We start from the raw sequence: 13,752 nt of genomic DNA on the forward strand, positions 1-13,752 counted from the left end.
TTAATTTGCCGTAAGCCTGCATTCTTTCCCCATGAAATGGAGGCATTAATAGTTTACGTTGTGTTAGATGGTGATCGCCGTCTAATAAAATTAGTGAATTATCTCCTACCAGTGGTTGAATCATCTCATTTCCAGAACCACACACAAATTGTTTGGGGTCGGTAGTAAATATTTGCTGAATTGCTTGGGGATTGCTGGTAATTAACTGTGGTGGTAAGCCCGCAAATTTTGGAATTATGAAAGTATCCCCATAACGCTGATGCATGGTTTCCAGATAATCAATGGGACGTAAAATTCCCCACATGGTTTGCAACCATTCAGGTTCATGGGGACTACCTGGTATGTGGGATAAGTTTTGCTGGGTGGAATTTTCTTGTAGTTTTATCATCAGTTTTTACTCTATAGTCAATTGGTTAATACAAGTATTGTATTTTTACTTTTGAATTATGGATGTTTTAGAAACCAAACGCTTACTTTTACGGCAACAAAGCCTTGAGGATATAGAATTATTACATAGGATTTTTGCAGATCCTATTACCATGAGTTTTTGGCAATTTCCTTTCACCTCAGAAGCAACAAAAAACTGGGTTAGACGGAATATTCACAGCTACTCCCAATTAGGATTTGGACATTGGTCTATTATCCTCAAGGAAACCCAAGAGTTAATTGGAGATTGTGGAATTTTGCTCCAGGAAATTGATGGGGTTTTAGAATATGATTTGGGTTATATTATCCATCATCCATATTGGCAACGTGGATATGCTACGGAAGCTGCTGGAGCTTGTAAACAATATGGTTTAGAAATATTAAAACTTCCCAGACTAATTGCGAATATGCCTATTAATCATGTTGCTTCTGTCAAGGTGGCAGAAAAAATTGGTATGACTTGGCAAAAGACCTTTAATAATCCCAAAAATCGAGATATTGCCACACACATCTATGCTAATTCTACCTGATTTATTGTATTATTTTCGATTTGTTGCGGTAATAGAATAGTTGGCAATCCTAATTTTTGCCTGACTTCGTTAATTGGTTCTTGCCAATGTTCCTCGAAGCGGTATGCTAATAAAAATCTTGCCTGCTTGCCTATTGCTTCACCTTCTCGGAGATTGTGGAAAATTGCTTTAGTTTGTTTGGGAGCCAAAATGGGATAGATAAATTTAGCCATCCCCAAACTGATTTTTAAGGACTTACTGTAATTCTGTGCTGTTGCAAAGGCAAGTACTCCTATCTCTCCAGCAAAACTGGTATTAAAGCCTAATAAAACGTGGAAAATATCGTGGGTGACAACGTACCGCAAGGCAAAGACATTGCGTTTGGCAATTGCCGCTAATTCAGAACTGATGTTAAGAGGCTTTAAATTATTTTTGAACATATGCTCGGCATATTGTCGCCCGAAACTATCATCAGGGTATTGATGTAATTTTTCTAAATCTATGGGTGGATGATATCCTTCTACTGCTTCCATTTGGGTAAGGACTGTTGGTTCTATTGTGGCTCCCAATAAATCTGATTTGAGGATAGCAAAATCGCCTAAATTATCGGAATTAATGTATCGATATAATGTTTTTAACTGTTGAATTTTTTGCCACATAGGACTACTCCCCTAACGATATCGATTCAATATCATGACTAACATAACTACTGGTTATAGGACAGCAATATCGGAAATTACCAGGACTAAAGGGTGCTTTTTAGAAAATGGGATGCTCCCAGCTAATTTAGCTGATACAGCAATTCATCTCACGCCTACCTGATAAGGAGGCGTGAGATGAATTGCGAGGAAAAAACGAAACACCCTCGGACTAAATCAAGCCGTAGACTTGACAGGGAGTGGGGTAGTTGAGTTTTTACCAATATTTTTTCTGGAAGTGTATCTATAAAATGAATATAAAAGGACTTTCTAGAACACCATTGGCTAAGTCTATTTATGATGCTGCATGGGGACAGTTTTTATCCATACTGAGAAACAAAGCCGAGAATGCTGGTTTGAAAGTAATAGTTGTATCTGCAAACGGCACAAGCCAAGAATGTTCTAATTGTGGTCATAAAGTCAAAAAGCCACTATCTCAAAGAATGCACAATTGTCCGGTATGTCATACTAGCTTGTGTCGTGATTTAAATGCTGCAATAAACATCAGGAAGCGTGGGACGCACGCCCTGTATAAACAAGCTCAGTCAATGTTGTCAAAGACGAGTCGCTGAGAAGCCTACACTTACTCGAAGAGAAGTGTAGGTACGTCACCCATAGCAAATGTATAGGGTTACAGGCATGTATTAGCATATCTATGCATTTCTTATTTGGAGGGAGTTTGAGGGACGGTTACATCCCCCAATTCTTGGTTTTTGCCTGAAAACGTCCTAACCAACTTTAGTAGTGCTATATATTTACTCCTTCCCTCCGGGCGGGGAAACCCCGCCCCTACTCCTTCCCTCCTCTTCCCACGGGACTACCATGATTAATTTGCTTAGTGGGGTGGAGTATAACTTCTTCTCCCTTTGACATACCTTGCTGAATTTCTGCAAATAAATCGCTGCGATGTCCAATTTTAATTCGTCTGCGGTTGGCTTTACCATCTTTGACCACAAAGACACACCAAGATTGATCACAACGAAATAAAGCACTCAGGGGTAGCTGCAATACATCTTTGTTTTCCCAAACCACTATCCCCACATCAACCCGGTATGCATCCCCAAAGGAGCGAGGAGAACTCACAAAATCACCAATGACATTGACTCGTTGTTCTTCCACTCCCAAGGCAGAAATTTTAGTAAATGCTGCGGGTTCCACTAGCCTGACTTTACCCCGCAGTGGCTGTATATCTCTTCCTCGATGAATAAGGATAGTATTACCCGGTTGGATATTTAATGCATCTCTAGACAGGACATCAATTACTAATTCCAATTGGGAAACATCACCTAATTCCAATAAAGATGTACCAGATGTGACAAATTGGGCACTTTTTTTCTGGATTCGCAAGACTTTACCTGCGACTGGGGCGCGAATATTTGTACGAGCTGCATCATCCCTTAACTTTTCTAGTTCTGCCTCCACACTGGCTATGCGAGCATCGTAAACTTTGAGGAGATAGTCGGGGTCTTTTTTCTCTTGTTGTAAAACTGTTAAAGCTGCACGAGCTACCTCTACTTCCGATGTAGCAGATTTGGCAGCTAATTTGGCGGTTTGTAATTCCTTGGTTTTAGTGATTTCCTTCAATTCAGCGGTTTCTCTATCTTGCCTGGGAATTGCTCCACTGGCTTGTAATCCTTGAGCCCTCTGCCGATCGCGTTTTGCTTGTTGGAGTGCTGCTTGAGCTTCTTCTACCTTTGCCTCTGTTTGTTTTTGATCGGCGATCGCTTTGTTGATTCTAGTTCTAGCTTGCTCTAAACTGGCTGCTTTGGGTCGTTGGGTGGCAACTCCTTCCCGTTGTGCTTGCCATTGTGCTAATCTTCCTAAGGCTTCTTTCACAGGGGAAGTTAAGGTTAAAGGCTCAATTTGAGCCAGTAAGTCTCCCTTTTTGATTAAATCCCCTTCATATAATTTAATCCGAGTCAGCCGTCCATTGACTGGTGCTGAGATCATAAAACGATCGCGGATACGGGTTTTACCTTCAGCATTTACCGTTACCTGGAGTTTCCCAGAGGATACCTTCTCAGTTTCCACGGGTATTGGTGTGGGACGAAATGCCAAGATAACTAAGGCAAATACACCAATTGCCATTGCTCCATAAATCATTTTTTTGACTGACAGGGGAGGTAAATGCAGTCGTTTGCTTGGATTTTCTCCCAGAGGTTCCTCGTCCCGTTTAAGTAATAGCTTCATAAGCTGTTACACATAAGAATTCTGCTTCTGTTTGATAGAACTTTACCTTGATTCTCCTTGGAGAAAAGAGTTGGCAATAGTTCTTACCTAATTTTGCGTCCAGTTAAAGCTTCCCGCACATCTAACATAGCAGTATAAGTGGGTAAAATATGTAAGGTTTGATGGTCGGGTGTATGCTTTAAGGCGGTAGTAATCGCCTGACGTAAATTTGCTTCGACAATCAAGTTTAGATTATTTTGATTAATATCTTCACTGTAGCGCAGACGCAGAGCCATATCATAAACGCGATCGCCACTAACTACCAGTGTTCCTCCTCTTGCGACTAGTTTTTCCGTATCTACATCCCAAATCCAGGATACATCTTCACCATCCTGAATGCGATCGTTCAATACTAATAAGGTGGTAGTATCATCGCTTTCAGTCACCACACGGATGGTTTCGTTAGTCCCCACAGGATTTTTCGAGAGCAAAATCCGCACCCGCTTACCATTCACTTCTAACTCTTCTGCCCGTCCAAAAGCAGCTTGGAAGGTGGGAATGGTAGCCTTAATAGTTTCTGTATCAATTCCCAATTCTTGGGCGGCGGTAGCGGCGGCGAGGGTATTGTATTTGTTGTATAAGCCAATTAACACCTGTTCCCACTCCTTACTATCAAGGGTGGGTTGGCTCTTGCTAAAACCACAACTAGGACAGGAAAAATCTCCTAAGTGGGATAAATACACCCCTTGATAATCGAGAGAATGTCCGCAACGAGGACAGTAGATCGAATCTACTGCATGGGGAATAGCTTCTAGATAACGTTCTGGTTCAGTTAAGCCAAAAAACGATACCTTTTGATGCAACTGTTGACCGAGGTAACATAAAGTTGGATCGTCAGCATTGGGAATAACCACCGTATCTGGAGCTAGGGTGGAAATTGCCTTTGTCCATCGCTGGCTAATACTATCTACTTCTCCGTATCTATCTAGTTGATCCCGGAATAAATTTAAACACAGAATAATCCGGGGTTGCAGTGGATTTAGTACCTTGGGGACAATATTTTCGTCAACTTCCAAAATGGCGTAATCTACATCCAACTTTCCTCCCAAGTCGGCACTTTCCATAAATGCTGTCACCAAGCCATTTTCGAGATTTGCTCCTGTGGAATTGTGAGCAACACGATAGCCTTTGCGTTCTAGAATTTCTCGTAATAGGAGAGAAGTAGTAGTTTTTCCATTCGTCCCTGCAATCAGAATTATCCCACCCTTCACCTGCTGGCTTAATCTTTGCAATATTCTGGGTTCAATGCGACGAGCAATAGAACCAGGTAGCACACTCGCTGCACCTAAACCTAGCGATCGCACTATTAAAGTTACAGTTTTAGCGATCGATATCGCCATACTTAATCGTAACCAATCGATAAACTTTATATTCTTTCCCACATCCGTACCCTAAGTAGATATTTTGGCAAGTTGCGACCATTTTAGATTTTAGATTGTGCAAGAGCTACTACATAAGCTTTTCCAGTTTCCATTTGTTGAAATCATTTTTCCAATTGGTATAACCACCTAAAGTGACAGATTTTAACATAGAGAAAGAGAAAATCTTACAACCAAGCATATGAGCCCAGCTTGCTATTAGCCACCAGCAGGACAAGGAAAATAAATTTCCCTCCATCACTCCTTCCCTCCATCAACGATCCCAGTAAGAGTTATCTTAAAAGTTGGGGGTTGGCGTAATTATATATCCACGTCAGTCAACTGAATTCAGCACAAACTAGGGAAAATTAGGGATTTAAAGGTTGGTTAATGAAGGGAATCAAGTTATATTTTTTACACGCTTTCGTGGATCGCTGTCAGCTAATTTTATCCATACTTATAGTCATCACTTGTTTATTAATTACCACTGTGCAACCAGCGATTGCAGGTATTAATGATGACAGATATGATGGCAATATTTTTGTAGTTTATGCTGGTAACGGTTCCCTCGTACCGCCTGCACAGACATTAGCGCAAACATTAGCAGAACATAAGCCTGCGATCTTAACTTTTTACCTAGAGGATAGTAGTGATTGTAAACAATATGCCATTGTAATTTCCCAAATACAGGCTTTTTACGGACGAGCTGCGGAACTTATTCCCATAAATGTGGATAGTCTTCCTCATCAGAAAAGCTATAAACCCACAGAAGCAGGTTACTATTACTCTGGAGGAATTCCTCAAGTAGTAATATTTGATCAAGCAGGGAAAGTTGTTTTTAACCAGAAAGGTCAAGTTCCCTATGAAGATATAGATGATAGTCTAAGGCAAGTATTTAATTTGTTGCCGCGTACAGAATCCGTGAGATTAAAGCGACGCTCTTATAATGAATTAAATAGTGAACTAACTCCTTAATATTTGTGGGCAGAAAATATATCTGCCCAATTGTTTCCGTTTGATTAGATACGATATTTTCCGGAAAAATAAGAGATAATTTTGCATATAGCATTACACAATTAGGGCGCGGACATTGTTGAAGTAACAAACTGATGAATAGTCAAATTATTATTTATTACTTATTACTTACTACTTGCGTGTAATACTATGCTCCCTGCTACAACAGGCTAACTCATTAATAACTGATAACTGTTAACTATTAATTAATAATGTCTCAGGTTTATACGACCCAAGAATTAATCCAAATTTTAGCTGACGAACGCCGTGCCTGCCTAAAGGGACAGCGTTTAAAGTTAGAGGTTACTGTATCAGGTAATCCTGTCATTGACCAATTTATTAAAACTGATGGACTACAAAAATTTACTGCTTATCAAGATTTCAAAGCTGCTATTCATAAATATCAACGTGAATACAAAGTATCAGGAATTGTTTGGAAAACAATCAGTGTAAAAAGTAAAACTTTAGATTATCCAGCAGTTGATTCTCAGTTAATTACTTTACCTAGTGACTTAGAAACACTTAAAACTGCTAAACAGTCTATTTTGAATTTTTGGTATGGTGTGACTACGGATATGGATTTATATTTAAGTATAAATAATAGTAAACAATACCAATCAATTCAACTAATTGATGTGGAAAGAATAGCTCAAAGAACAGAATGGTCAAGTTTATGGAAATGGGAAAATTCTCAGTTTCTAGAAATAATTTTACAACTAGGGTGGGGTAAAGCGGAATCAGCTGCTTATAAAAGAGATTTTCCTACATCTGGTAGTGAATATGTCCATGCTGTTAATCCGGGGAGCACACCTATTGGTTAAGTTGTCAACATAATTCCTCTTTACCTAGAAACCAGGGCAAACATTGAACAGGGTTTAGGTTGAGCGGAATTAGGATCAATCGGATGGAAATTCAAACCCCAACCAATTGCGGACACCGTGCAGACGACGGTAGGGTTTTAAACCCAATTACCTCAGGGGGGTGACAATAAGCTTAAAATAGAGACAGAGTTAGGGGTTTGTGTGTTAGGTGATGGGGAAATCTCATCTTTTCATATTGCAATTTGTGAATAACCCTAAAGTAGTCAGACCTTTGAGTAATATGTGATTCACCTCAGATGTAATCTAACACTCAAAGGGTAATTAAAACTTATTTCTCCTTAACTACTGACCCCTGCAACCTAGCCCCAGTGATAATTTTATCCTTGTTGTCACCCGTTAAGCCCAATTACTCCTTACAGTGTTTGGGGCAAGCTCGCCCGTATTTCCCTATCCCTCAACACCTAAGGAGCGTAGCGACGATAATGGTAACCAAAACTCTCACTCACCAAGTTTTTGACGGCATTGTTAAGAAATGAGTAAGAAGCCATCTCTTACTTTGTGATATTCGTAATCTTTTAATTAAGTTTGATATACCAAATTCAAATTATGTAATCATCTGTGATCATCATTGATTTTTAGTTGACAATGAACATTGAAGATTTCTAGCAGAGACAAACTGAACCATCCCCTGCCAGTATATATGGATTAGATTAACCAAAGAAACCATATTGACTTGCATTATTGCCTGATATTTTGCAAGGTCGGGTTCATGAAATGTTCTATTTCTGATAAAACCGGCATTATTAATCAAAACAGGCGTTATTAATCAGGATATCGATATCAGGATATCGATTTGTATCCCAACTGCTGAGATTACTACAAATATTGTTCTCATCGACTCAGGCTATTTCAGATCTCCGACGATAACCGTTTACAGCTAACAAATGTCAAAGGAGCTACAAAATCATGTTGATATGCATAGAAAATATTGAAGATATACTGCGGTCAAAATTTCGCAAGCAAGTAGTTGACCAGGGAATTAAGGATGCAGTCAAGTTTTTGCAACAATGGTTATACCTTTCTAGCCAAGTAACACGATTACATGGAGCCGCATTAGCTCGTGTACAGATCCCAGACATTCAATATTTATTAGCAGAAATTGCTTACGGTGAGTGTGGATTCGGAAATAAAGACAAAATTCACAGTAAATTACTGACTAACTTAATTAATCAATCTGTTTTTGCCTGTTTCATTACTCAAAGACTAGATAGCTCTGTTGTGCACTTATTTGAAGAAACAGTCATCGGATTATCCAATATGAGTCAGGATGAAGCTATTGGATTTATTGTCGGATTAGAAGCCCCTGCTTATCAAATTCTGCAACTACTAAAAGAAGCTCTAGTAGGTGTTGGCATTTCTGACATTGACGTATTAAAGTCTGAGTATTTTGTGATTCATTATGATGTAGAGAAAGAACATCAAAAGTCAGGTAGTGAAGCGATGGACATTATTATGGATAGTGGATTTGAATTAAGTAAAATTTACAAGGGCGGTGACCAAGCAATTAATTTTTTGATTAAGATGATGGGTGATGCTTAGTAGTTGATCCTCAATTGGTCAGATCTGATACCATTTTCAAAAAAGAATGGGACACATGGGTAGGGGCACGGCATCCAGAATCTTTTGGTACATAAAATTATCTTACTGGTGCCGTGCCCTTACGAAAAATGTATGTGTCGCAAACATTATTTGAATTGGTTATGACTCATGACACTCAATTTTTGAGCAAAGACAAACCTTACAATGACACTAGAAAAAGCAAGTTTAAAATTACTCCAAGAAGCATTAGAACGGTTAGAAATAGGTTTTCAAGGTCTACCAGAAGTTGAACACACCACTAACTTAGATGCTCTGAGAATAGTGCTGTTAGAAGTTGCAGAGCGGATGCATGATAATTATCCCTATCATCATCCTCTCTACATTGGGCAAATGCTTAAACCTCCTACGGAAATTGCCCGTCTTGCATACATGCTATCTCTCTGGATAAATCCCAACAACCATGCTCTTGATGGCGGGAAAGCCAGTTCAGCGATGGAAAAAGAAGCTGTTGCTGAAATTGCCAAGATGTTTGGTTGGAATACCCATGTAGGTCATCTTTGTAGTGGTGGAACGATAGCTAATTTAGAAGGGTTGTGGGTAGCAAGAACTTTAGTACCTAACAAGAAAATTGCTGCCTCCAACCATTCACACTACACACATCAGAGGATTTGTGGTGTCCTTAATATTCCTTTTCAACCTATTCCCTGTGACAGTCGGTCACGTCTGGATGTGGGAAGCCTGAAAAAAATTCTTGAGGAAGAAGATATTGGAACAGTTGTGGTTACCATCGGGACGACAGCAACAGGAGCAATAGATCCCCTCCCAGATATTCTTGAACTTCAGTCTGAATATAGATTCCGCATCCATGTTGATGCAGCTTACGGCGGTTATTTTACCTTGGTGGATAACCTTGATGCCGAAACTAGAACTGTTTTTGATTGTCTGAAAGAGGTTGATTCTCTTGTTGTCGATCCTCATAAACATGGACTCCAGCCTTATGGCTGTGGCTGTATTCTGTTCAAAGATTCTTCCGTTGCTAGGATCTATAAACATGATTCACCCTATACTTACTTTAGCTCCGACGAACTTCATTTAGGTGAAATTAGCCTTGAATGTTCAAGAGCAGGGGCATCAGCCGTTGCTCTCTGGGCAACTCAACGTTTACTTCCGCTAACACCAAAGGGTAAATTTGCAACAGATTTGAGTAAGGCAAGAAAAGCAGCACTGCTTCTTTTTGAGCGAATACAAAAAGATCCACGATTTATAGTGGCTTTTGCGCCAGAACTAGACATCGTGATTTGGGCTCCAAAAGCTAAGAATGCTAGTGAAATTTCACTACTATCAAAAGAAATCTTTAAAGAATCTGCTGTAAAAAATTTACATCTAGCAATGGCTGAACTTCCCAGAGAACTTTTTGCAGATACTAAACAAGAAATTAATTGGGATGTGAACTATGTGACATGTCTACGCTCGTGTTTGATGAAACCAGAACATCTAGATTGGATAGATCGTATTTGGAGTACCTTAGATTTAGTCACAAATAAAGTGTTGAACAATAGTATTTAACAATTAGGAATAGTAATCACAAATTCATCCCCCTAAGCAGGAAAAAATTTACCATCATCCTTTCACCATCATAAATTATTTGGCTTTGACTATTTTTTTGGAAATGATTTGGGAATACTAAATCCAATAAGCGCTGAGGATTTAGTGACATGGTTCATCTTGTTGGATACTACATCAAAGAACAACTCTACAATGGTTCAAGAACTCTGGTATATAGAGCTGTTCGAGAACATGATCAACAACCAGTCATTATCAAACTACTGAAAAATCCTTATCCTAGTTTCAGCGAGTTGGTGCAGTTTCGCAATCAGTACACCATCACTAAACATCTTAATTCATCCGCAATTATTCAAACCTATAGCTTGGAACCTTATAAAAATGGCTATGGGTTAGTGATGGAAGACATGGGGGGAATTCCCTTGCAAGAATATTTTGCTCAGCACAATAATGTAGCATCTCTACAAGAATTTTTGCAAATTGCTATTTCCCTGTGCGATATCTTAGATATTCTATATCGCCATAGAATTATTCATAAAGATATTAAGCCAGCCAATATATTAATTCATCCAAAAACCAAACAAGTTAAATTAATTGACTTTAGTATTGCTTCTTTACTACCCAGAGAAACCCAGGTTTTAATGAATCCTAATATGTTGCAAGGAACATTAGGTTACATATCTCCAGAACAAACCGGAAGAATGAATCGCGGCATTGATTACCGTACAGATTTTTATTCTTTGGGTGTTACTTTTTATGAATTACTAACCGGAGAATTGCCGTTTAAATCAGAAGATGCGATGGAGTTGGTGCATTCTCATATTGCCAAACAACCTTCTTTTAGTAACAGTGAAGAGATTCCTCAATTTTTGTCAGATATCATCATGAAGTTGATGGCAAAAAATGCTGAAGATAGGTATCAAAGTACTTTGGGATTAAAACATGATTTAGCAACTGGTTTAAAACAACTTAAAGAAACTGGGAAGATTGAATATTGGAATATTGCACAAAGAGATATTTGTGACAGATTTATTATTCCCGAAAAACTCTATGGTAGAGAAGCAGAAGTTGAGGAATTATTAGCTGCATTTGCCCGAGTTGCTGGTACTGACTCTCATTCTTTCCCAGAGCCTGATAACAAAGGGAAAGTGGAATTAATGCTCGTCGCTGGTTTTTCTGGTATCGGAAAAACTGCGGTAGTCAACGAAATTCACAAACCTATAGTTAAACAACGAGGCTATTTCGTCAAAGGAAAATTTGACCAGTTTAACCGCAATATACCTTTATCGGCTTTTGTCCAGGCATTTCGGGATTTAATGAAGCAATTATTGAGTGAAAGTGACGCTCAATTGTCAAGCTGGAAAAATAAAATTTTACAGGCATTAGGTGAGAATGGACAGGTAGTTATTGAAGTTATTCCCGAATTAGAACAAATTATTGATAAACAACCACCTGTACCAGAGTTATCAGGTACTGCGGCGCAAAATAGATTTAATTTATTATTTCAGAAATTTATTCAAGTTTTTACCACCAAAGAACATCCTTTAGTCATATTTTTGGACGATTTGCAGTGGGCAGATTTAGCATCTTTGAAATTGACGCAGTTGCTCGTCAGTGAGTCACAACCAGGTTATTTATTCATAATAGGTGCTTATCGAGATAACGAAGTTTTCCCAGCACACCCTTTGATGATAACTTTGGATGATCTCAAGAAAGATGGTGTGGTAATTAATACAATTAATTTGCAACCATTAAGTCAAAATAGCTTGAATCAGCTAGTAGCAGATACTCTCAGTTATAATGTCGATTTAGCACAGCCTTTAACACAGTTAATTTATCAAAAAACCCAAGGTAATCCATTTTTTAGCACCCAATTTCTCAAGGCTTTATATGAAGATGGGTTAATTAATTTTGATTTAGATGCTGGTTATTGGCAGTGTAATATTACCAAGGTAAAAGAAACTGCATTAACTGATGATGTCGTTGAATTTATGGCATTGCAGTTGCAGAAATTACCAGAAAAAACCCAGAATATTTTAAAATTGGCGGCTTGTATTGGGAATCAATTTAATTTAGAGACATTGGCAATAGTTTCTCAACAGTCAGAAATGAAAACTACTACCACTTTATGGAGAGCATTGCGTGAAGGATTTATATTACCACAAAGCGAGGTTTATAAGTTTTATATTGGCCAGGAGCATCAAGTTGATCGAGAAGAAGTTTCCCAGGCTGTTAATTATAAATTTTTACATGACCGAGTTCAACAAGCCGCCTACTCCCTTATTCCAGAAAACCAAAAGCAGATAACACACTGGCAGATTGGTCAATTGTTGTTGCATAACACTTCAAAAACAGAGCGGGAGGAGCGAATTTTTGAGATTGTCAACCAATTAAATATTGGGGTGGATCTGATTACCGAACTAGAGCAGCGAAATGAACTGGCTCAATTGAACCTGATTGCTGGACGAAAAGCCAAGGCTGCTAATGCTTATGCTGCATCTTTCGAGTATTTAATGTTGGGGATCAAGCTGTTAGCACCTGATAGTTGGCTTCAGTCTTATGATCTGACTCTAGCTTTGCATGAGTCTGCTGCAGAAGCTGCTTATCTGGATAATAATTTTGAGGTTATGGAGGGATTAATTGAAGTAGTATTACAACAAACTCCAACGTTGCTAGATCGAGTAAAAGTTTATGATGTCAAAATTCAGGGTTATGGAGGGCAGAACGAATTACGCCAAGCAGTGGATACGGCGCTAATAATCCTCAAGGCACTAGGAGTCACTTTACCTGAAACACCTAACCAATTTGATATTCAGCAAGCACTAGCACAAACAAAAGGTTTTTGGGCGGGCAAAGACCCTTTAGACTTAATCGCTTTACCAGAAATGGACATGGCTGAATTTCAGGCAGCCATGCAAATTTTATCAAGTATTATTCCCATTGCCTATCAAGTCTCTCCCGAATTGTTTGTCCTGGGTGTTTTGAAACAAGTTGATTTATCGGTGCAATATGGCAATACCGAGCTGTCCGCCCATGCCTATGCATGTTACGGGTGCATCCTATGTAGTATGACGGGTGAAATTGAGTCTGGGTTTCAGTTTGGGCAACTGAGTTTAGCCTTATTAGAAAAATTCAAATCCAAAGAATTAAAGGGGAAATCTCTCTATGTTGTGAGCGCAATCGTCACTCATTGGCAGGAGTTGATTAGTTTAACCTTAAAACCTCTGTTGAATGCTTATAATTACGCTTTAGAAAGTGGAGATTTATCTCACGCTGCTTGGGCAATTTATATGTATGGCTACCATTCTTATTTTATGGGTAGAGAACTGTCAGAATTAGGGCAAGAAATGGCAGCCCATAGCGAACAACTTAGACAAATTCGACAAGAATCTGTGATACAAGTTCATAACATTTGCCGTCAAGCAGTTTTAAACCTAATGGGTATGAATGATAACCCTCTGGAATTGAGTGGAAGTGCCTATGATGAGCAGATAATGCTGCAATTGTGCCAGGAAGCCAGCAACCAAACCATAAT

Annotated in this window: 11 protein-coding genes and 2 pseudogenes; 8 read left to right on the forward strand and 5 right to left on the reverse strand. The window is 38.9% G+C overall.

Annotated elements, in window-relative coordinates:
- Positions 1 to 388: pseudogene (locus tag CALSC_RS20490) on the reverse strand (cytochrome P450); the annotation flags it as partial.
- 58 nt (positions 389 to 446) lie between these two features.
- Between CALSC_RS20490 and CALSC_RS20495 the strand changes: the two are divergent.
- Positions 447 to 956: a GNAT family N-acetyltransferase gene (locus CALSC_RS20495; RefSeq protein ID WP_088243126.1), complete on the forward strand. Its 510-nt coding sequence runs from the start codon at positions 447 to 449 to the stop codon at positions 954 to 956.
- On the opposite strand, the gene CALSC_RS20500 is transcribed toward CALSC_RS20495, so the two are convergent.
- A complete protein-coding gene (locus CALSC_RS20500) occupies positions 938 to 1,594 on the reverse strand; it encodes a Coq4 family protein (protein ID WP_088243127.1) in 657 nt (218 codons plus the stop codon). The two genes, CALSC_RS20495 and CALSC_RS20500, sit on opposite strands and share 19 nt — an antisense overlap.
- A gap of 34 nt (positions 1,595 to 1,628) precedes the next feature.
- Between CALSC_RS20500 and CALSC_RS27925 the strand changes: the two genes are divergently transcribed.
- Together CALSC_RS27925 and CALSC_RS20505 are read left to right on the forward strand one after the other, a co-directional pair.
- Complete coding sequence (locus CALSC_RS27925; protein WP_268807229.1) at positions 1,629 to 1,757, forward strand: hypothetical protein; 129 nt, start codon at positions 1,629 to 1,631, stop codon at positions 1,755 to 1,757.
- Between the two features lie 118 nt (positions 1,758 to 1,875).
- Positions 1,876 to 2,236, forward strand: a pseudogene (locus tag CALSC_RS20505) (RNA-guided endonuclease InsQ/TnpB family protein); the annotation flags it as partial.
- Between the two features lie 186 nt (positions 2,237 to 2,422).
- On the opposite strand, the gene CALSC_RS20510 reads toward CALSC_RS20505, so the two are convergent.
- The gene (locus CALSC_RS20510) at positions 2,423 to 3,823 is read right to left on the reverse strand and encodes an efflux RND transporter periplasmic adaptor subunit (protein ID WP_088243128.1); all 1,401 of its coding nucleotides are present in this window, start codon (positions 3,821 to 3,823) and stop codon (positions 2,423 to 2,425) included.
- Between the two features lie 83 nt (positions 3,824 to 3,906).
- Entirely contained in the window at positions 3,907 to 5,202 is a 1,296-nt protein-coding gene (locus CALSC_RS20515) for a Mur ligase family protein (protein ID WP_088243129.1), read from the reverse strand.
- A gap of 408 nt (positions 5,203 to 5,610) precedes the next feature.
- On the opposite strand from CALSC_RS20515, the gene CALSC_RS20520 reads away from it, so the two are divergent.
- Together CALSC_RS20520 and CALSC_RS20525 are read left to right on the forward strand one after the other, a co-directional pair.
- Entirely contained in the window at positions 5,611 to 6,195 is a 585-nt protein-coding gene (locus CALSC_RS20520; protein WP_088243130.1) for a thylakoid membrane photosystem I accumulation factor, read from the forward strand.
- 251 nt (positions 6,196 to 6,446) lie between these two features.
- Positions 6,447 to 7,055 (forward strand): hypothetical protein, encoded by a 609-nt coding sequence (locus CALSC_RS20525; RefSeq protein ID WP_088243131.1) that lies wholly within the window; start codon positions 6,447 to 6,449, stop codon positions 7,053 to 7,055.
- 625 nt (positions 7,056 to 7,680) lie between these two features.
- Here the strand turns inward: CALSC_RS20525 and CALSC_RS28220 are convergent.
- The gene (locus tag CALSC_RS28220) at positions 7,681 to 7,866 is read right to left on the reverse strand and encodes a hypothetical protein (RefSeq protein ID WP_088243132.1); all 186 of its coding nucleotides are present in this window, start codon (positions 7,864 to 7,866) and stop codon (positions 7,681 to 7,683) included.
- A gap of 155 nt (positions 7,867 to 8,021) precedes the next feature.
- Here CALSC_RS28220 and CALSC_RS20535 point away from each other — a divergent pair, with 155 nt between their 5' ends.
- From CALSC_RS20535 to CALSC_RS20545, 3 genes are all read left to right on the forward strand, one after another.
- On the forward strand, positions 8,022 to 8,654 hold the full coding sequence (locus CALSC_RS20535; protein WP_088243133.1) for an iron-containing redox enzyme family protein: 633 nt from the start codon (positions 8,022 to 8,024) through the stop codon (positions 8,652 to 8,654).
- Positions 8,655 to 8,858: 204 nt separating this feature from the next.
- Positions 8,859 to 10,220: a pyridoxal phosphate-dependent decarboxylase family protein gene (locus CALSC_RS20540; RefSeq protein ID WP_088243134.1), complete on the forward strand. Its 1,362-nt coding sequence runs from the start codon at positions 8,859 to 8,861 to the stop codon at positions 10,218 to 10,220.
- 149 nt (positions 10,221 to 10,369) lie between these two features.
- A partial coding sequence (locus tag CALSC_RS20545; protein WP_143288323.1) for an ATP-binding protein occupies positions 10,370 to 13,752 on the forward strand: 3,383 nt, incomplete at its 3' end.

It is taken from the genome of Calothrix rhizosoleniae SC01 (assembly GCF_900185595.1).
Classification (GTDB): domain Bacteria; phylum Cyanobacteriota; class Cyanobacteriia; order Cyanobacteriales; family Nostocaceae; genus Calothrix_A; species Calothrix_A rhizosoleniae.

Bases quoted from the DNA above. Each gene is read 5' to 3' on its own strand.
- CALSC_RS20520 (WP_088243130.1), top strand. From the start codon at position 5,611: ATGAAGGGAATCAAGTTATATTTTTTACACGCTTTCGTGGATCGCTGT.
- CALSC_RS20540 (WP_088243134.1), top strand. From the start codon at position 8,859: ATGACACTAGAAAAAGCAAGTTTAAAATTACTCCAAGAAGCATTAGAA.
- CALSC_RS27925 (WP_268807229.1), top strand. From the start codon at position 1,629: ATGACTAACATAACTACTGGTTATAGGACAGCAATATCGGAAATTACC.
- CALSC_RS20500 (WP_088243127.1), bottom strand. From the start codon at position 1,594: ATGTGGCAAAAAATTCAACAGTTAAAAACATTATATCGATACATTAAT.
- CALSC_RS20535 (WP_088243133.1), top strand. From the start codon at position 8,022: ATGTTGATATGCATAGAAAATATTGAAGATATACTGCGGTCAAAATTT.
- CALSC_RS20525 (WP_088243131.1), top strand. From the start codon at position 6,447: ATGTCTCAGGTTTATACGACCCAAGAATTAATCCAAATTTTAGCTGAC.
- CALSC_RS20510 (WP_088243128.1), bottom strand. From the start codon at position 3,823: ATGAAGCTATTACTTAAACGGGACGAGGAACCTCTGGGAGAAAATCCA.
- CALSC_RS20515 (WP_088243129.1), bottom strand. From the start codon at position 5,202: ATGGCGATATCGATCGCTAAAACTGTAACTTTAATAGTGCGATCGCTA.
- CALSC_RS20495 (WP_088243126.1), top strand. From the start codon at position 447: ATGGATGTTTTAGAAACCAAACGCTTACTTTTACGGCAACAAAGCCTT.